At 68.3% G+C, this 18,618-nt stretch carries 19 protein-coding genes and 1 riboswitch; of the genes, 14 read left to right on the forward strand and 5 right to left on the reverse strand.

Going from position 1 to position 18,618, the window contains the following annotated elements; translation table 11 throughout:
- The first annotated feature begins 68 nt into the window (after positions 1–68).
- From hisS to QO015_RS06990, 4 genes are all read left to right on the forward strand, one after another.
- On the forward strand, positions 69–1,550 hold the full coding sequence (hisS, locus tag QO015_RS06975; protein WP_266280523.1) for a histidine--tRNA ligase: 1,482 nt from the start codon (positions 69–71) through the stop codon (positions 1,548–1,550).
- Positions 1,550–2,659: an ATP phosphoribosyltransferase regulatory subunit gene (locus QO015_RS06980; protein ID WP_266280522.1), complete on the forward strand. Its 1,110-nt coding sequence runs from the start codon at positions 1,550–1,552 to the stop codon at positions 2,657–2,659. Before hisS ends, QO015_RS06980 begins: the two co-directional genes overlap by 1 nt.
- A complete protein-coding gene (hisG, locus tag QO015_RS06985) occupies positions 2,659–3,654 on the forward strand; it encodes an ATP phosphoribosyltransferase (RefSeq protein WP_266280521.1) in 996 nt (331 codons plus the stop codon). The genes QO015_RS06980 and hisG overlap by 1 nt, the downstream gene beginning before the upstream one ends.
- 126 nt (positions 3,655–3,780) lie before the next feature.
- Positions 3,781–3,936: a hypothetical protein gene (locus QO015_RS06990; RefSeq protein WP_266280519.1), complete on the forward strand. Its 156-nt coding sequence runs from the start codon at positions 3,781–3,783 to the stop codon at positions 3,934–3,936.
- 3 nt (positions 3,937–3,939) lie between these two features.
- Here QO015_RS06990 and QO015_RS06995 read toward each other — a convergent pair whose 3' ends face one another.
- On the reverse strand, positions 3,940–4,578 hold the full coding sequence (locus QO015_RS06995; protein ID WP_266280517.1) for a DNA-3-methyladenine glycosylase I: 639 nt from the start codon (positions 4,576–4,578) through the stop codon (positions 3,940–3,942).
- A gap of 210 nt (positions 4,579–4,788) precedes the next feature.
- On the opposite strand from QO015_RS06995, the gene QO015_RS07000 reads away from it, so the two are divergent.
- Both QO015_RS07000 and QO015_RS07005 read left to right on the forward strand, forming a co-directional pair.
- Positions 4,789–5,511 carry a L,D-transpeptidase gene (locus tag QO015_RS07000; RefSeq protein ID WP_266280516.1) on the forward strand — a complete coding sequence of 241 codons (723 nt, stop codon included), beginning with the start codon at positions 4,789–4,791 and terminating at the stop codon, positions 5,509–5,511.
- 80 nt (positions 5,512–5,591) lie between these two features.
- Positions 5,592–6,209: a L,D-transpeptidase gene (locus tag QO015_RS07005; protein WP_266280515.1), complete on the forward strand. Its 618-nt coding sequence runs from the start codon at positions 5,592–5,594 to the stop codon at positions 6,207–6,209.
- Between the two features lie 18 nt (positions 6,210–6,227).
- On the opposite strand, the gene QO015_RS07010 is transcribed toward QO015_RS07005, so the two are convergent.
- Positions 6,228–6,878 carry a TetR/AcrR family transcriptional regulator gene (locus QO015_RS07010; RefSeq protein ID WP_266282420.1) on the reverse strand — a complete coding sequence of 217 codons (651 nt, stop codon included), beginning with the start codon at positions 6,876–6,878 and terminating at the stop codon, positions 6,228–6,230.
- Positions 6,879–7,203: 325 nt separating this feature from the next.
- On the opposite strand from QO015_RS07010, the gene QO015_RS07015 reads away from it, so the two are divergent.
- The 5 genes from QO015_RS07015 (at position 7,204) to dmeF (ending at position 13,199) form a co-directional block, all read left to right on the forward strand.
- The gene (locus QO015_RS07015) at positions 7,204–8,490 is read left to right on the forward strand and encodes an HlyD family secretion protein (RefSeq protein WP_266280514.1); all 1,287 of its coding nucleotides are present in this window, start codon (positions 7,204–7,206) and stop codon (positions 8,488–8,490) included.
- A 148-nt stretch (positions 8,491–8,638) separates the two neighbouring features.
- A complete protein-coding gene (locus QO015_RS07020; RefSeq protein WP_266280512.1) occupies positions 8,639–10,210 on the forward strand; it encodes a DHA2 family efflux MFS transporter permease subunit in 1,572 nt (523 codons plus the stop codon).
- Positions 10,211–10,330: 120 nt separating this feature from the next.
- Entirely contained in the window at positions 10,331–11,818 is a 1,488-nt protein-coding gene (locus tag QO015_RS07025) for an MDR family MFS transporter (protein ID WP_266280511.1), read from the forward strand.
- 86 nt (positions 11,819–11,904) lie between these two features.
- Positions 11,905–12,186: a metal/formaldehyde-sensitive transcriptional repressor gene (locus tag QO015_RS07030; RefSeq protein WP_266280510.1), complete on the forward strand. Its 282-nt coding sequence runs from the start codon at positions 11,905–11,907 to the stop codon at positions 12,184–12,186.
- Positions 12,187–12,197: 11 nt separating this feature from the next.
- A complete protein-coding gene (gene dmeF / locus QO015_RS07035) occupies positions 12,198–13,199 on the forward strand; it encodes a CDF family Co(II)/Ni(II) efflux transporter DmeF (protein ID WP_266280509.1) in 1,002 nt (333 codons plus the stop codon).
- Here the strand turns inward: dmeF and aceB are convergent.
- From aceB to thiM, 3 genes are all read right to left on the reverse strand, one after another.
- On the reverse strand, positions 13,181–14,773 hold the full coding sequence (gene aceB, locus QO015_RS07040; RefSeq protein WP_266280507.1) for a malate synthase A: 1,593 nt from the start codon (positions 14,771–14,773) through the stop codon (positions 13,181–13,183). The two genes, dmeF and aceB, sit on opposite strands and share 19 nt — an antisense overlap.
- Before the next feature lie 107 nt (positions 14,774–14,880).
- The gene (gene thiE, locus QO015_RS07045) at positions 14,881–15,513 is read right to left on the reverse strand and encodes a thiamine phosphate synthase (protein ID WP_307289122.1); all 633 of its coding nucleotides are present in this window, start codon (positions 15,511–15,513) and stop codon (positions 14,881–14,883) included.
- Positions 15,514–15,515: 2 nt separating this feature from the next.
- The gene (thiM, locus tag QO015_RS07050; protein ID WP_266280505.1) at positions 15,516–16,349 is read right to left on the reverse strand and encodes a hydroxyethylthiazole kinase; all 834 of its coding nucleotides are present in this window, start codon (positions 16,347–16,349) and stop codon (positions 15,516–15,518) included.
- An 83-nt stretch (positions 16,350–16,432) separates the two neighbouring features.
- A riboswitch (TPP riboswitch) is annotated at positions 16,433–16,546 on the reverse strand.
- Positions 16,547–16,680: 134 nt separating this feature from the next.
- Between thiM and QO015_RS07055 the strand changes: the two genes are divergently transcribed.
- The 3 genes from QO015_RS07055 (at position 16,681) to QO015_RS07065 (ending at position 18,616) form a co-directional block, all read left to right on the forward strand.
- Positions 16,681–17,499, forward strand: a complete 819-nt coding sequence (locus QO015_RS07055; RefSeq protein WP_266280502.1) for a transglutaminase-like domain-containing protein — start codon at positions 16,681–16,683, stop codon at positions 17,497–17,499.
- A 122-nt stretch (positions 17,500–17,621) separates the two neighbouring features.
- On the forward strand, positions 17,622–17,954 hold the full coding sequence (locus tag QO015_RS07060) for a hypothetical protein (RefSeq protein ID WP_266280499.1): 333 nt from the start codon (positions 17,622–17,624) through the stop codon (positions 17,952–17,954).
- Positions 17,955–18,037: 83 nt separating this feature from the next.
- Positions 18,038–18,616 (forward strand): copper chaperone PCu(A)C, encoded by a 579-nt coding sequence (locus QO015_RS07065; RefSeq protein WP_266280496.1) that lies wholly within the window; start codon positions 18,038–18,040, stop codon positions 18,614–18,616.
- The last annotated feature ends 2 nt before the right edge of the window (positions 18,617–18,618 follow it).

The following is an 18,618-nucleotide window of genomic DNA, read 5'->3' on the forward strand; positions in this document are numbered from 1 at the left end:
GCCGGGTCCGGATCGATGGGCTACGAAACCCCCGCTTCGCGAGGGAGCATCGAGCAAGGATCGACGACATGGCCGAGAAACCGAAGACGAATGCCCTGAAGGCACGGTTGCCGCGCGGGCTCGTCGATCGCCATGCCGGCACGATCAAGGCGACCGAGCGCATGCTGGCCGCGATCCGCGAGGTCTATGAGCGCTACGGCTTCGAGCCGGTCGAGACGCCGCTCATCGAATATACCGACGCGCTCGGCAAGTTCCTGCCCGACCAGGACCGGCCCAACGAGGGCGTCTTTTCCTTCCAGGACGATGACGAGCAGTGGCTGTCGCTGCGCTACGACCTGACGGCGCCGCTCGCCCGCTATGTGGCCGAGAATTTCGACGCGCTGCCGAAGCCCTATCGCAGCTATCGGGCCGGCTGGGTGTTCCGCAACGAGAAGCCCGGCCCCGGCCGCTTCCGTCAGTTCATGCAGTTCGACGCCGACACGATCGGCGCCGCTTCTCCCGCCGCCGACGCCGAGATGTGCATGATGATGGCAGATACTCTCGAGGCCCTCGGCCTCGAGCGCGGCCAGTACGTCATCCGCGTCAACAACCGCAAGGTGCTCGACGGCGTCATGGAGGCGATTGGTCTCGCGGGCGAGGAGAATGCCGGCCGCAGGCTGACCGTGCTGCGCGCCATCGACAAGCTCGACAAGTTCGGCCCGCAAGGCGTGCGGCTGCTGCTCGGCGAAGGCCGCAAGGACGAGAGCGGCGACTTCACGAAGGGCGCGGGTCTGGATGACGCGTCGATCGACAAGATGCTTGCCTATGTCGGCACGGCCTCGGACAGCGGCGCCTTCGTCAGCTTGCGGAAGCTCGTCGAGGGCAGCCAGTCCGGCCTCTCCGGTGTCGGGGAACTGGAAGAGATCGAGACCCTGATCAAGGCCGCCGGCTATGGCCCTGACCGCATCAAGATCGACCCCTCCGTCGTCCGCGGCCTCGAATATTATACCGGCCCTGTCTTCGAGGCCGAGCTGCTGTTCGAGACCGTCAACGAGAAGGGTGAGCCGGCGCGGTTCGGCTCGATCGGCGGCGGAGGACGGTATGACGGGCTGGTCGGCCGCTTCCGCTCGGAAAGCGTGCCGGGCACCGGCTTCTCGATCGGCGTCTCGCGGCTGATGGCGGCGCTCTCGGCGCTCGGCAAGATTTCCGCCGCGCCGGAGCCGGGTCCCGTCGTCGTCACCGTCTTCGACCGCGACCGGATGGGCGACTACCAGCGCATGGTGAAGGTTCTGCGTGACGCCGGCATCCGCGCCGAGCTCTATCTCGGCGGCTCGGGGCCGAAGGCGCAGCTCAAATATGCCGACAAGCGCAACAGCCCCTGCGTCGTCATCCAGGGCGGCGACGAGAAGGCGAAGGGCGTGGTGCAGATCAAGGATCTCGCGCTCGGCAAGCAGATGTCCGCCGATATCGCCGACAATGCGACGTGGCGCGAGGAACGACCGGCGCAGGTCGAGGTTCCCGAGAGCGACCTGGTCGCGGCGGTGCGCCGGATCGTCGAGGGAGACGCCTGATGACCGTCGATACAGGACCGCTGCGCATCCTGCTTTCCGAGGCCGGCTATCGCTTCGTCGATCCACCGATCCTTTCCGATGCCGCCGTCTTCCTCGAAGTCGCCGGTGAGGATCTTCGCCGCCGCCTCTACATGACGAGCGGGCCGGACGGGCGCGAGCTCTGCCTCCGTCCCGAGTTCACGATCCCCGTCTGCCTGCATCACCTCGCGAGCGGCGATGCCCACCGTGTCGCCGACTATGCCTATATCGGCCCGGTCTTCCGTCACCGGGCCGGCGCGAGCGGCGAATTCCATCAGGCGGGCGTCGAATCCTTCGGCCGCACCGACCGCGTCACCGCCGACGGCGACGTGCTGGCGCTGGCGATCGACGCGGCCAACCTCTACGGCGTCGCGAATGCCGATGTCCGCATCGGCGACTCGCTGCTGTTCTCGGCCGTGATCGATGCGCTTGGCATCGCACCGGGCTGGAAGCGGCGGCTGTCGCGCGCCTTCGGCGATCCGGCGCGTCTCGCCGCCGCGGTCGAGCGCGTCTCGGGCGGGACCGCCGCCGGCGCCCCGGCCCATGCCGGCTTCCTCGCCGCGCTCGACGGCACCGACCACGCGGCCGCGCATCGCATCGTCGAGGACCTGCTCGCCATTGCCGGCATCCGCTCCGTCGGCGGACGCACGGCCGGCGAGATCGCCGACCGCTTCCTCGAGCAGTCCTCGCTCGCGGCCGGCGGCGGGCTCGACGCGCGCGCCCGCTCGGCCATCGAACGTTTCCTCGCCATCGAGGGCCGGCCCGACTCGGCGCTCGCCGCGCTCCGGAGCTTCGCCGCCGAGGAAAAGCTGGAGATCGCCGGCGTGCTCGACGCCTTCGAGAAGCGCTCGGAAGGGCTCGCCCGGCGCGGCATCGATTTCTCGCGCCTGCATTTTTCGGCCGGCTTCGGCCGGCGGCTCGATTACTATTCGGGCTTCGTCTTCGAGATCCACGATCCCGAGGGAACGGCGGGGCAACCCGTCATCGGCGGCGGCCGCTACGACCGCCTGCTGCCTGCCCTCGGCGCACGCACCAGCGTGCCCGCCGTCGGCTTCGCCCTTTGGCTCGACCGCGTCAAGGTGACCTCCTGATGACCGAAGCCCCGCTCGACGCCCCGCTCGTCCTGGCCGTTCCCTCCAAGGGCCGGCTGCAGGAAAATGCCAATGCCTTCTTCGCGCGCGCCGGCCTCCCGGTGATGCAGTCGGGCAGCGAGCGTTCCTATCGCGGCCGCATCGCCGGACTCGGCGATGTCGAGATCGCCTATCTCTCGGCCTCCGAGATCACGCGCGAACTCGCCGCCGGCACGGTCCATCTCGGCGTCACGGGCCGCGACCTCGTCGAGGAGGAAGTGGCCGATTTCGGCCAACGGCTCGAACTCGTCCTGCCGCTCGGCTTCGGCCATGCCGATGTCGTGGTGGCGGTGCCCGAGGGCTGGATCGATGTCGCTTCGATGGCCGATCTCGACGATGTCGCCGCCGATTTCCGGCCGCGGCACGGCCGCTGGCTGACGGTCGCGACGAAATACGTCAACCTGACGCGGCGCTTCTTCCACGAGCACGGCATCGCCGACTACCGGATCGTCGAGAGCCTCGGTGCCACCGAGGGCGCTCCCGCGTCCGGTGCCGCCGATCTCATCGTCGACATCACGACGACCGGGTCGACCCTCGCCGCCAATGCGCTGAAGGTGCTCCGTGACGGCGTCATCCTGCGCTCGGAAGCCCATCTCGTCGCCTCGCTGCCGGCCAACTGGAGCGGCGCGGCGCGCGGCGCGCTGCGCACCATTCTCGACCGGATCGAGGCCGAGGCCGCCGGCCGTTCGCTGCGCGAGATTCGGGCCGACGTCTCCGATGCCGAAGGCGCCGCGCTGGTGGCAGCGGACCGCTTCGGCGCGACGACGCCCTTCGGCACCGGCCAGGGTCCGCTGACGCTGCATTGCCCGGCCGGCAAGGTCTATCAATGCGCCGAATGGCTGCGCACCGGCGCCGGCGCCCGCATGGTGACGGTCGGCCGGCTCGACATGCTCTTCTCGGCGACCAGCCCGCTGACCGCCCACCTGCTCGGACGGCTCGACGCCTATACGGGCTGAAATGCGGCGGCGCGCATGCCGCCACCGCATTGCTGCGATGCAATATGAGCCTGTTGCATCGCGGCAGCGCGATCCTATCCTTTGATCGAGGCGAGCCTTCCAGCCCGCCGATCGAAAGGAGATGCCATGTTCCAGCCTCTCAGGAAGCTTCGCCAGGGCTTGCGCGAACTCGCGCGGTACGACGCCGAGACCGAAGCGCTCAACCAAGCCGTCGATCTCTACGAGATCGAGATGATTCACCGCCGCTTCGCCCGGCAGACCACCCGCCGCCCCGGCTTCTGAGCCTCAGCGGCCCGGTGGCACCAGTTCCGCGCGCAGGCGCAACGCCTCGGCGCGGCAGGGGCAGCCCTCGAGGTGGTCGTTGACGAGGCCCATGGCCTGCATGAAGGCATAGACCGTGGTCGGGCCGACGAAGCTCCAGCCGCGCTTCTTCAGGTCCTTCGACATCCGGATGGCGGCAGGCGCGGTCGTCGCGGCGCCGAGCGCGGCGCGATCGAAGCGCTGTGGCCGCTCCGAAGCGGGCGGCTCGAACCGCCACACATAGGCGGCGAGCGATCCCTCGCTGGCGATGAGGTCGAGCGCGCGGCGGGCATTGTTGATCGTCGAGACGATCTTGCCGCGATGGCGGACGATGCCGGGATCCGCCACGAGCCGTTCGATATCGTCCTCGCCGAAGGCCGCGACCGCTGCCGGCTCGAAATTGGCGAAGGCGCGGCGGAAATTCTCGCGCTTGCGCAGGATCGTCAGCCAGGAAAGTCCCGACTGGAAGCCTTCGAGGCAGAGCTTCTCGAAGAGCCGCCGGTCATCGGTCACCGGCCGTCCCCATTCGTCGTCGTGATAGGCCTCGTAATCGGCAAGCCCGCTGCTCCACCAGCAGCGCAGCCTGCCGTCGCTCCCCTCGACCAGCCCGTCGGTCCCGCCCATCGATTTCCCCGTTCCGCCTTTGTTCGCATTTCTAGCCGCGGCGCCGCGGCGCCGCAAGATGGCGCTGCATTAACCCGGCGCTAACCATGGATCGAACGGCAACCAACCGTTCACCCTTCCTTTGCCCGCCTCGCCGCATTCTCGCCGTGAAGCCGCCGCGGTTCGCCGCCGGCTCGGAACCCCGTCGCGACGCTTGTATCGAGTACGTCCATGCGAAGCCTGATCCTGACCGTTGCCGCCGCGGCGGTCGCCGCGCTGCCGGCGCTCGCCCATGCCAATGACCGCTATGTGCCGCGCCCGCCGGTGCTGCTCAGCCCCGATCTCTCGGAGCCGTGGCTGCTGCAATATGTGCCGAAGAAGAAGAAGGTCGTGATGACCGACAAGGTCATGCGCCGCGCGCCGGCGCCGACCGTTGTCTCCTCGATCACGCCGGTTCCGGTCCCGCAGCGCCAGCAGGCGCAGAAGGGGCAGAAGCAGAGCCGGCAGTTCGATCCGGCCTTCCTGCCGGCCATGGTCGCCTATTCGGGACCCGAGAAGCCCGGCACGATCGTGATCGACACGAATGCCCGCTATCTCTACCTCGTCGAGGCCGGCGGCCAGGCGCGCCGCTATGGCGTCGGCGTCGGCAAGCCCGGCTTCGAATGGGCCGGCGAACACCGCATCACCCGCAAGGCCGAGTGGCCGGGCTGGACACCGCCGCCGGAGATGCGCAAGCGCCGTCCGGGCCTCCCGGTCCACATGGTCGGCGGCCCCGACAATCCGCTCGGCGCCCGCGCCATGTATCTCGGCTCGACGCTCTATCGCATCCATGGCTCGAACGAGCCGTGGTCGATCGGCAAGGCCGTCTCGTCGGGCTGCATCCGCATGCGCAACGAGGACGTGACCGATCTCTACGAGCGGGTCGGCGTCGGCACGCGCGTCATCGTGATGTGAACGCGGCGCTTTTGCGCAATCGGGGGCGGCCGGCTAGGATCGGCCGCCTTCCTCAGAAAAAACACGCCAAGAGGGGACCGATGACACGCAGTCAAACCATGGGAGCCGCCGTCCTCGCTGCGACGCTCGCGCTCACGGCGGGCGAGGCGCATGCCGAGGGCTTCTTCCGCAAGCTGTTCTCCGGCGGATTCGACGTCCAGCCGGTCGAGGCCGTTCCCGGCGCGCAGGTGCCGATGAAATACAAGCGCCAGCGCGTCCGCTACACGGGAGGCGAGGCGCCAGGCACGATCGTCATCGATTCGCAGAACAAGTTTCTCTACCTCGTCGAGGGCAACAACCGCGCCATGCGCTACGGCGTCGGCGTCGGCCGCGAAGGCTTCGGGTGGCAGGGCGAGGTGAAGGTCGGACGCAAGGCGGAATGGCCGACCTGGGTGCCGCCGGCCGAGATGCGCGCCCGCGAGCGCAAGAAGGGCCGCATCCTTCCGGTTTCGATGGAAGGCGGGCCGAAGAACCCGCTCGGCGCCCGTGCGATGTATCTCTACGACCGCGGTCGCGACACGATGTATCGCATCCACGGCACCAGCGAGCCCTGGACCATCGGCTACAATGTCTCGTCGGGCTGCATCCGAATGGTCAACGCGGACGTCACCGACCTCTACGAGCGCACGCCGATCGGCACCAAGGTCGTCGTCCGCTGACGCGCGGCGGGGCGGGGTTCAGCCGCGACCCGCCTCCTTGCCGTAGACCTTCATGAAGAAGCCGGTGGCGCGGGCGACGCGCTCCCGGATCTCGGCCTCGCTCGGCGTCGAAACGATTCCGAACAGCAGCTTGCGCAGGATGCCGGTCTGCGCGAGTTCCATGAACTGCAGCGCCGCCAGTTCGCAATCCTCGATCTCGAGCGCGCCCGCCTTGACCTGCGAGGTCAGATAGGCGGCGATCTGGTCGGCGCACAGCGCAGGGCCGCGGCCGTAGAACTCCTGTCCGATCTCGGGCATGCGGTTGACGATCGACATGACCGTACGCATCGCCTGGACGTAATAGGGACGCGTCAGGATCTCGACGAGCCGCGTGCCGCAATCCGTCAGCACCGCGCGGACATCGTGATTGTCATGGTCGAGCTGGATGACGCTGAACAGCTCTTCGCGCTTCTCGGTCGAGATCAGCTCGACGAAAAGCCGCTCCTTGTTCTCGAAATAGACATAGAGCGTCCCCTTGGAGACGCCGGCCGCGCGGGCGATGTCGTTCATGCTCGCGGCGTCGAAGCCTTTCTCCATGAACACGGCGCGCGCGCCGTCCATGATCTGGCGGCGCTTGCGCGGATCCTGCCCGAGGGCGCCGTCTTCGGTCGCCGCGGCTTCCGCAACCATCGTGGACACGTCTTCGATCCCCTTCGCCGCTTCAGGGCGGCCTTCGACATGCAATGAACGGATTCGGGCTGCGACTTCGAAAATAGCAGACGCCGCCATGCGTTACCAAATGACGTCATCGAACAGGCGGCGTGGCCCCGCCCGCCGGACCTGATGGACCGGGACCCGACCGGCGCCGCCGCGCCGCAGCATGGCCGCGCATCGCGTCGCAACATTTTTTGACCGAACCGTTCGGTTCGATCTTGATCTAGTGGGCAGGCTGCGCTAAATCAAGCCGCAAATGACCGAACCGTTCGGTCAATATGACTTTCCGTAGGAGTGGCCCATGGCCAAGATCGCCCTCGTCGAGGACGCAGGCGACACCGGATCGAGCGATCCGGCGCCGGCTCTGCTCAAGAATTCCGAAGCCAAGGCTGAAGCCAACGCCGGAGCGACGACCGAAGCGAAGGTCGCGGAAGCTCCGGCGAAGCCGGCGCCTGCTGCGCCCGCCACGGCCGAGGCCCCTGCCCCCGCGGCGACGCCCGTTTCCGAGACGCCGGCCAAGCCCGCCGGCAAGGCGCCGGCCAAGGGCGGCCGCAAGCGCATCCTGCTCGCCGCGGTCGCGTTCGTCGCGGTCGCCGCTGGCGGCTACTTCGGCCATGACTGGTGGACGACCGGCCGCTTCATGGTCTCGACCGACGACGCCTATGTCGGCGCCGATGCCGCCGTCGTGGCGCCGCGCATCGCCGGCTATGTGGCGAAGGTCGCGTTCGCCGACAACAGCGCCGTCAAGGCCGGCGACCCGCTCGTCTATCTCGACGATTCCGACCAGAAGGTCGCGATCACCGCCGTGGAAGACCAGATCGCCTCGCAACAGGCGACGATCGCGCGCATCGACAAGCAGATCGCCGCCGCGAAGACCGCCGTCGACCAGGCGAAGACCGCCATCACCTCGGCCGAGGCCGACCGTGAGCTTGCGACCGCCGATCTCGACCGTGCCAAGCGTCTGAATGCGAGCCAGTTCGCCAGCCAGCAATCGCTGGAGCAGGCGCAGGCGGCGTCCGACAAGACCGCCGCCGCCGTCGATTCGGCCAATGCCGGCCTCGCCGCCGCCGAAGCCAATGTTGATGTGCTGAGCGCGCAGCGGGTCGAGGCCGAGCGCGCCATCGACCAGTCGAACACGGCGCTTGCGCAGAAGAAGCTCGATCTCGAGCGCACCGTCGTCCGCGCCCCCTTCGACGGCGTCGTCGGCAACCGCGCCGTCGAAGCCGGCGAATATGTCTCGCCCGGCCAGCGTCTCCTCGCGCTGGTGCCGCTCAGCGACGTCTATGTCGATGCGAACTTCAAGGAAACGCAGCTCGCAGGCATCAGGCCCGGCGCGCTCGCCCATGTCAGCATCGACGCCGCCGACGGCGAGAGCTTCGACGGCAAGGTCGTGAGCATCGCGCCGGCCTCGGGCTCCGTGTTCAGCCTGCTGCCGCCGGACAACGCGACCGGCAACTTCACCAAGATCACGCAGCGCGTCCCCGTCCGCATCCAGCTGCCGGCCGGCGCGATCGAGAGCGGCGTCCTTCGTCCCGGCCTTTCGGTCACGGTCGAGGTCGACAGCCGCACCGGCGGCAGCGCCGGCTGACAACGCCTTCCTCCTTCGGGAGGATGAGAGAGGAGACCTGCGCGGCCCCTACCCCGGCGGAGGTCTCCTCTCTCGCAAATCTTCAACCGTCCCATCGACGCCGGAAAGGCCGCACGACGACCGCCGACGCCCAATCGGAGTTTCGTCCATGGCCGGACCAGCTTCCTTCGAGCCGCCCGTGATGACGCCCCGGCGCATCGTCGGCTTCGTCGCCATGTGCGTCGGCATGTTCATGGCGATCCTGGACATCCAGATCGTCTCGTCCTCGCTGTCCGAGATCCAGGCCGGCCTGTCGGCCAGCTCGTCCGAGGTCTCCTGGGTCCAGACGGCCTATCTGATCGCGGAGATCGTCATGATCCCGCTGTCGGGCTTCCTCGGCCGCGCGCTGTCGACGCGCTACCTCTTCGCCATCGCCGCCGGCGGCTTCGCCATCACCTCGATCGGCTGCTCGACCGCGGGCACGATCACCGAGATGATCATCTGGCGCGGCCTGCAGGGCTTCATCGGCGGCGGCATGATCCCGTCGGTGTTCGCGGCCGCCTTCACCATCTTCCCCAAGAACCGCCAGGCCATGGTTTCGGCGGTCGTCGGGCTGATCGCCACGCTGGCGCCGACCATCGGCCCGACCGTCGGCGGCTATCTCACCAACCTCTTCTCCTGGCACTGGCTGTTCCTCGTCAACGTCCTGCCGGGCATCGCCGTGACGATCGGCGTGCTCACCTGCGTCGACTGGGACAAGCCGCACCTGAAGCTTCTTGAGCATTTCGACTATTTCGGCCTCGCGACCCTCGCCGCGTTTCTCGGCAGCCTCGAATATGTCCTCGAGGAAGGCGCCACCAACGACTGGTTCCAGGACGAGACCATCGTCCTTCTCTCCGTCGTCACGGTCGTCGCCGGCATCGCCTTCTTCTGGCGCGTGCTGACGGCGAAGGAGCCGATCGTCGATATCCGCGCCTTCAACAACCGCAATTTCGCGACGGGCTCGCTGTTCTCCTTCATGCTCGGCGTCGGGCTCTACGGGCTCGTCTATCTCTATCCCGTCTATCTCGCCCGGGTGCGCGGCTACGATTCGCTCCAGATCGGCGAGACGATGTTCGTCACCGGCATCTTCATGATGATCACGGCGCCGATCGCAGGAAACATCGCGCAGCGGGTCGATCCGCGCATGATGATGGCGTTCGGCCTGTCGCTCTTCGCCGTCTCCTGCCTGGAACTGGTGCCGATCACCAAGGACTGGGCCTTCGCCGAACTGTTCATCCCGCAGGCGCTGCGCGGCGTCGCGCTGATGACCTCGATGCTGCCGGTCTCGATCCTGGCCCTCGGCACGCTGCCGCCCGAGCGCATCAAGAACGCGTCGGGCCTCTTCAACCTGACGCGCAATCTCGGCGGCGCCGTGGGGCTCGCGGTGATCACGACGCTGCTCAACGACCGCTGGGACCTGCATATCCAGCGGCTGCACGAATCGGTCACCTGGAGCCGCGAGGCGGCGGTGGAGCGGCTGACCGCGATGTCGCGCGGCCTCTCGGCGCTCGGCTCCAATGCCGAACTCGGCGCGCTGCAGGTTCTCGGTCAGTCGGTGAAGCGCGAGGCGCTGGTCATGGCCTTCTCGGACGTCTTCCTCGCCCTCGCCCTGATCTTTGCGGCCATCGTGCTCCTGGTGCCGCTGGCGAGCAAACCCGCCCCGCGCGGAGGCGCCGCCGCGGCCGAAGCGGCGCATTGAGAAATGGCTCGGCCCCCGTCATTGAGATGACGGGGCAGCCGCGCTAATTTCAGGCGACCTTACAGACTATTCCCCTCGGAGCGGCATCGGCCGCTCCCCCTCCGAGATTCGGCCTCGATCATGGATGCATCCGTTTCCGCCCGCCCCGAGCCGGCGCCGCTCGACCACGCCACCGTTCGCACGATCATCATCGGCATCATGCTGGCGATGTTCCTCGCCGCGCTCGACCAGACCATCGTGGCGACCGCGCTGCCGACGATCGGCCGCGATCTCGGCGATCTCCAGAACCTCTCCTGGGTGGTGACGGCCTATCTCCTGTCGTCGACGGCGGCGACGCCGCTCTATGGCAAGATCAGCGACATTCACGGACGCCGCGCGACGCTGATGGTGGCGATCGCCATCTTCATCATCGGATCGGTCGCCTGCGCCCTCGCGCCGACCATGCTGGCGCTGATCATCGCGCGTTTCGTCCAGGGCCTCGGCGGCGGCGGGCTGATCTCGCTCGCGCAGACCATCACCGCCGACGCGGTCTCGCCCAAGGAGCGCTCGCGCTACATGGGCTATTTCGGCGTCGTCTTCGCGCTGTCGAGCATTTCGGGCCCGATCCTCGGCGGCGTGATCTCGCAGACGGTCGGCTGGCCGGCGATCTTCTGGATCAACGTGCCGCTCGGCGCGCTGGCGCTGGTCATGACCTACACGGCGCTGAAGAAGCTTCCCCGCCACGACCGCGCCCATGCGCTCGACTATTCCGGCGCGCTGCTCCTCGTCGTCGCCGCCGTGCTGCTGCTGCTCGCCCTGTCCTGGGGCGGTGTCGTCTATCCTTGGGATGCGCCGCAGATCATCGGCCTCTTCGCCGGGTCGGTCGTCGCCTGGGTGCTGTTCGGCTGGCGCATGACCGCGGCCGCGGAACCCTTCTTGCCGATCGCCGTGCTGGCGGACAGGGTGATCGCGACCGCGACGCTGTCCGGCTTCTTCGGCATCGGCACCATGGTCGGCCTTTCGATCTATCTGCCGCTCTTCTTCCAGTCGGCGCTCGGCCTGTCGGCCGCCGCCTCCGGCTTCGCGCTCATTCCCCTTTCGGTCGGCACCGTGGCGGGCGCGCAGGCCTCCGGCCGCGTGATGGCCAAGACGGTGCACTACAAGCGCGCGCCGCTGATCGGTGTCGCGGTCTCCATCCTGGCCATGATCGCGATGACGCTGTTCGCCCACAGCCTGCCGCTGATCGCGATCGAGGCGCTGCTGGTCGTGGTCGGCGCCGGACTCGGAACGCTGTTCCCGGTGACCGTCGTCGCCGTCCAGAATGCCGTCGCGCCGCATCACATGGGCACGGCCACGGCGACGGTGAACTTCATGCGCGCCCTCGGCAGCGCCATCCTCGTCGCGACCTTCGGGGCGATCTTCCTCGCCGGTGTCGGCGCGACCGGCGGCGCCTCGGTCGAATCGCTCATCGCCAATGCGGCGGCGAGCGGACGGCCGCTGGGCGGTGCCTTCCGCGAGGTGTTCGGCGCGGCGACCATCTGCATCATTCTCGCCTTCCTGCTGCTCCTCGCCATGGAGGAGCGGCCGCTGCGCGGCGGCAGCGCCAAGCCGCCGGTCCAGCTCGAATAGGCCAATCCCTTCCGGGCAACCTCGAAGGCCGGGTGCTCGCACCCGGCCTTTTCCTTGCCGGCCGATATAGGGTATACCCCTACCCTATGGCTCATCTCACCGACAGTTCCGCCAAGGATCCCCTCCTCGCCCGCGTCCGCCGCATTGCCGGCCAGATCGCCGCCGTCGAGCGCGCGATCGCCGCCGATGCCGGCTGCGCCAAGGTCCTCCACCAGGTCGCGGGCATCCGCGGCGCGCTGGACGGGCTGATGGACGAACTGATCGTCGATCATCTCGAGGAACATGTCGCGAAGCCGGGGCTTTCGGATGCCGAGCGCGCCGCCGGCGCGGCGGAGCTCATCGGCGTCGTCCGCCGTCACAGCCGCTGAAGGAGCGTGCCATGACCTTCGACCAGGAAGCCGACGCCCTTGCGCACGAGCATGTCTTCCTCGGCAGCGACCACGACGCCAATGCACGGCGCACGCTGATCGTCGTCGTCATCACCGCCGTGATGATGGTCGCCGAGATCGCCGCCGGCCTGATGTTCAATTCGATGGCGCTGCTCGCGGACGGCTTCCACATGGCGACGCATGCCGGCGCGCTCGGCGTCGCCGCTGCCGCCTATGCGTATGCGCGGCGGCATGCCCGCAATCGCGCCTTCACCTTCGGCACCGGCAAGGTCGGCGATCTCGCCGGCTTCGCGTCGGCATTGGTGCTCGCGATCATCGCGCTCGGCATCGGCGCCGAATCCGTCCTGCGCCTCTTCCAGCCCGGCCCGGTGGCCTTCGGCGAGGCGACGGTGATCGCGGTCATCGGCCTCGGGGTCAATCTCGTGTCGGCTCTGCTTCTCTCCGGCGGCCACGGGCATCGCCACGGACATGCCCATGCGGACCACGACCACGACCACGGCCACGACCACGACCACGACCACGACCACGACCACGCGGACCACGGCCACGCCCATGAGCGCGACAACAATCTCCGCTCGGCCTTCGTGCATGTGATGGCCGACGCGCTGACCTCGGTGCTCGCCATCGCGGCGCTGCTGGCCGGGCGCTATTTCGGATTGGTCTGGCTCGATCCCGCGATGGGCATCGTCGGCGCCGTGGTCATCCTGATGTGGTCGCGTTCGCTGATCGCCGATACGGCGTCCGTGCTGCTCGACCGGACCGATCCCGGGATCGAGAAGGATCTGCGCGCCCGGCTGCGGGAGTTCGGCGATACGCGGATCACCGATCTCCATGTCTGGCGCGTCGGGCCGGGGGCCATAGCGGCCATCGTCGGCGTCGTCGGCCGCGTGGATGCGGCGGCGATCCGCCGCCGTCTCTCCGGTGTCGCGGGGCTGGCGCATCTCACGGTCGAGGTGCACCAGCCGCGGCAGGATCAGTCGATCAGCCCGTAGGCCGGGACGGTCAGGAAGGCCTCGAAGGTCGGCGCGGTCGAGAGCTTGTCGAACAGCGCGATGGCTTCGGGGAAGCGGCCGGCGGCATAGTTGTCCGGCCCGATCTCGCCCTTGACCACCTCCATCTCCTCGGCGAGGCAGCGGCGGAACAGCGCCTCCGTCACCTTGACGCCCCCCTCGAGCTCGGCCTCGAAATGCAGCTGCTGCCAGATCTGCGCGCGGCTGATCTCGGCCGTCGCGGCGTCTTCCATCAGGTTGTAGATCGGCACGGCGCCGCGGCCACGCAGCCACGCCTCGATATACTGGACGCCGACGCGGATGTTGTGGCGCAGCCCCTCTTCCGTGCGGGTGCCCTCGTGGATCTCGAGCATGTCCGCCTGGCCGTAGGAAACTTCCTCGCGAAGCCGTCCGAGCTGGTTCGGCGCGGGCATCAGGCGGTTGAAGACCTCCATCGCCACCGGCACGAGATCGGGATGCGCGACCCAGGTGCCGTCATGGCCGGCGCCGGCCTCGCGCTCCTTGTCGGCGCGGACCTTGGCGAAGGCCGCCTCGTTGGCGGCGGGGTTGTTCTTGATCGGGATCTGCGCCGCCATGCCGCCCATGGCGAAGGCGCCGCGGCGGTGACAGGTCTTGATCAGCAGTTCCGAATAGGCCTTGAGGAAAGCCTTGCCCATGACGACCTGACCGCGGTCGGGCATCAGATAGGCCTTGTTGTTCCGCAGCGTCTTGATGAACGAGAAGATGTAGTCCCAGCGGCCGCAATTGAGGCCGACGATATGGTCCTTCAGTTCGTAGAGGATCTCGTCCATCTCGAAGGCCGCCGGCAGCGTCTCGATGAGGACGGTCGCCTTGATGGTGCCATGCGCGAGGCCGAGCCATTCCTCGGCGGCGGTGAACACCTGGTCCCAGAGACGGGCTTCCAGATGGCTCTCCAGCTTCGGCAGGTAGAAATAGGGTCCGGAGCCCTGCGCCAGCGCGGCCTTGGCATTGTGGAAGACATAGAGGCCGAAATCGACCAGCGAGCCCGAGGCGGGCTGGCCGTCGAAGGTGATGTGGCGCTCGGGCAGGTGCCAGCCGCGCGGGCGGATGACGAGGACCGCCGGCTTGTCGCCGAGCTTGTAGGCCTTGCCGGTCTTCGCGTCGGTGAAGTCGATCCTGCCGGCCCAGCGATCCTTCAGGTTGAGCTGGCCTTCGACCATGTTGGCCCAGACCGGCGAGGAAGCATCCTCGAAATCGGCCATGAAGACCTTGGCGCCCGAATTGAGGGCGTTGACGATCATCTTGCGGTCGACCGGGCCGGTGATCTCGACGCGGCGGTCGAGGAGATCGGCCGGGATCGGCGCGACCTTCCAGTCGCCGGCGCGTATGGCCGCCGTCTCGGGCAGGAAGTCCGGCAGGCCGCCATTGTCGAAGAACACCTGCCGCTCGGCGCGGAACTCCAGCAGCGCGCGCCGGTCGGCGTCGAAGAGCCCGTGCAGCTCGGCCACGAAGGCCAGCGCCTCCGGCGTCAGGATCTCGTCGAAGCGCGGGGCGGACGGGCCGGTTACGACGAGACGGTCGGCATTTGCGGACATGGTGTTCTCCTCAGGCGGAAGCGTGCTGGCGCCCACCATCTCACTTCGCCGTCTTCAACGAAACAAGCGCAATGATACGAGCACTCTTTCCCTGATGGAAAAGATGGTCAGGCGCGACCGCGGGTGATCGCCGCCGCCAGCGTGCGTGCCGCCTCGGCCGGATCGGGCGCAGCCATCAGGGCGGAGACGACGGAAAGACCGTCGGCGCCGGCGCGGATGAGCTGTTCCGCATTGGCCGGCCCGACCCCGCCGATCGCGACGATCGGCAGGCGTGTCACGGCGCGGATCGCCGCGAGGCCCTCGGGGCCGATCGGCGGCGCGGCATCGGGCTTGGTCGCCTGGAGATAGATCGGCCCGACACCGAGATAATCGACGGGGGCGAGATCGCCGGGCCGCATCTCGGACGCATCGGTGATCGAAAGGCCGAGGATGCGGTCCGGCCCGATCAGCGTACGGGCGTCGGCCGGATGCATGTCGGACTGGCCGACATGCACGCCGTCGGCATCGGCGGCGAGCGCGACATCGACGCGGTCGTTGACGATGAGAGGCACGCCGCGCGGCCGGAGCAGCGCGACGAGGGCACGTGCGGTCTCGACGAGGTGCCGCGTCGGCGCGTCGGGATCGCGCAGCTGCACCAGCGTCACGCCGCCCGCGACGGCCGCCGCCACCGTCTCGATCAGCGGTCGCGGCGCGCCGAGGCGCGGGTCGGTGACGAGATAGAGCGAGGGGTCGAAGCCCATGCTCAGACCGTCTCCATCACCTGGACGCCCGCGAAGGCCGCGACGCTCTCGGCATCGAGGCCGTAGAGCATGTCGCAGAGCGCCGCCGGCAAGAGGCCGGGTCCGGCGAGGTTCTCGGCGCCGAGCGCACCGGCCGCCCCATAGACCGCGAGCGCCGATACGGCCGCCTCCATCGGCGGGCGAATGGCGGCAAAAGCGGCAACTGTGGCGGAAAGCGCGCAGCCGAGCGCGGTCGAAAGCGGCATCAGCGCATGGCCGCCGGTGATCGCGACGACGATCGCGCCGTCCGTCACATAGTCCGTCTCGCCCGTCACGGCGACGACGGCGCCCGTCTCGCGCGCCAGCGCCTGCGCCGCCGCGATGGCCGCGTCCGAACTCGTCGTGGAATCGACGCCCTTGCCGCCCGCGCCCGAGGCACCGGCGAGGCTCATGATCTCCGAGGCATTGCCGCGGATGATGGCGGGCCGGAGCCGCGACAGCTCGACCGCGACGGCCGTCCGGTAAGGCGTGGCACCGCAGCCGACCGGGTCGAGCACCCAGGGCTTGCCGTCCTCGTTCATGCGCAGAACGGCGCGGCGCATGCCGTCGACCCAGCTCTCCGACAGCGTGCCGATATTCACGACGAGGGAGGACGAGATCGCAGCGAAATCAGCGGCTTCCTCGGGCGCATGCACCATCGCGGGCGAGGCGCCGAGCGCGAGCAGCACATTGGCCGAGATGGTCATGGCCACATAATTGGTGATGTTCTGGACGAGCGGGCGGGCGGCGCGCAGATCGTCGAGCGCCGCGCCGGCGGCGGTGATGGTCAGGTTGTCGTTGGTGGCTGTGGTCGACATTCGGACGTCCTTGGCTTCTGGCGCACGTTTGGCTTCAGGCACAGGACGGAACGATGGCATTGCGCGGGGTGGACCGGACGGCGTCCCGCGCTTCGCTCAATCCCTCCGCCGGCATGATCCGGATCAGGTTCGCGGGTTGGCTCTGGCGAGCCTCTCAGCCATGGCCCTTGCGGACCGAGGCACCCCGATGAGACGGCGGCAAACTAGCACGGAAGTTGCGAGGCGCAAGGCCGGTAGCGGAACCGTTGGCAACCCGCGCCATTGACGGCTCACAAATGACTGCGGTCCCGGCCGCGATCATGTCATGATGCCAGATCGCAAAGGAGGTCCCATGCGCCTCAAGCTCGGCACTGAGCTCAGCTACACGTTCGAAGCCCCGACGCCGATGATCGTGATGCTCAATGTGCATCCCGACGAAGCCCAGTCTCTCGAATTTCCCGATACGCTCGCGACCAACCCGATCGTTTCGGTCAGGCAGTATCGTGATGCGTTTGGCAATCTCTGCTGTCGGCTGATCGCGCCGCCCGGTCCGTTCACGCTCACCACACAGACGGTGATCTGGGACGACGGCCTGCCCGATCCCGTCGATCGCAGCGCGGTGCAGCATGCCGTCGAGGACCTCCCCGACGAGGTGCTCGCTTTCCTGCTGCCCAGTCGCTACTGCGAATCCGACAAGCTCGCCGACGAGGCCTGGCGGCTCTTCAGCCATACGGCTCCGGGCTGGGACCGTGTCCAGGCCGTCTGCGACTATGTGAACGGCCGTATCAAGTTCGACTACCAGCAGGCGAGCCCGTTCCGCAGCGCGGCCGACGTGCATGCCGGCGGCATCGGCGTCTGTCGCGATTTCGCCCATCTCGCCATCGCCTTCTGCCGCGCGCTCAATATCCCGACGCGCTACTGCTTCGGATACATCTCGGATGTCGGCGAGCCGCCGCCCTATCCGCCGATGGATCTGGCCGCATGGATGGAGGTTTATCTCGGCGGCCGCTGGCATGCCTTCGACCCCCGCAACAACAAGCGCCGCATCGGCCGCGTGCTGATCGCGCGGGGGCGGGACGCTGCCGACGTGCCGCTCACGCACACCTTCGGTCCCAACATCCTGACGAGCTTCCGCGTCACGACCGAGGAGTTGCAGGCCGCCGCGGCCTGATGACCGGCGCTTATGTCGCCGCCCTGTGAGGTTCCGCTCCCTGCCGCGTGATGCTATCTCATGCGGCGGAGGAGCGGATGATGCGCGCCGGACGACGAGGCTTGTGGCGGAAGGACGCGGCGTTGATCGTCGCGCTTTTCCTTGTCGTCCAGGCTCTGGTCAGCGGCTTCGCCACGGGCGTGCGCGCTTCCGAGCCGGCGCTTTCTCAGGACGTCATCTGCGGAACGCTGTCGAGCGACCGCGGCTCCGATGTCCCGCCGGGCCTCGTCCATCTGATCGATTGCTGCACGCTCGGCTGCCCGATGGTCGGCGCGAGCGCGCCGCCACCGGCCCACCCGCCGCTCGCCCGCTCCGCTCCCGCGCTCGTCGTCGCGGCAGTGCCCGCATCGACGGGCGAAAGCGGTCCGCGCTTCGAACTCGCGCCGGTCCTTTCACGGGCGCCGCCGGCTGCCTGACGCCTCTCGTCGCGGATGCGCGACGTCTTGCGCCGCCCGGCCCGTCCGCGCGGCTTCCCAGGCATTTGATCCAGGACCCGGCCATGACCCTCCAGGCTTTCCGCAAGCAATCGGCTTCCTCCCGTCTTTTCCGTTCCTTCACCGGCATCGAGCAGCGCATCGCGATCGCGACGCTGGCGATCGGCCTTCTCTTCGTCGGTGTCGACGCCGCACGGGCGCACGAGTTCAAGATCGGCGCGATCGAGATCGAGCATCCCTGGTCGCGGGCGACCCCGCCCGGCGCCAAGGTGGGCGGCGGCTATCTCGTCATCGCCAATGACGGCGACAGCGACGACACGTTGGTGGCCGCGACGCTGGAAAGCGCCGGCCGCACCGAGATCCACCAGATGAGCGTCGACAACGGCGTCATGAAGATGCGCCCGGTCGAGGGCGGCATCGCCGTTCCCGCGCATGGCAAGGCCGAACTCGCGCCGAACGGCTTCCATCTCATGTTCATGGATCTGAAGCAGCCGCTGAAGCAGGGCGAGAAGGTCAAGGGCACGCTGACCTTCGCCAAGGCCGGCACCGTCGACGTCGTGTTCGAGATCGACGCCATCGGCGCGATGCCGAAGCACGAGCATCACGGCGACGGCGACATGCCCGGCATGAAGATGGAGAATTGACG

This window comes from Kaistia geumhonensis (assembly GCF_030815145.1).
GTDB lineage: Bacteria > Pseudomonadota > Alphaproteobacteria > Rhizobiales > Kaistiaceae > Kaistia > Kaistia geumhonensis.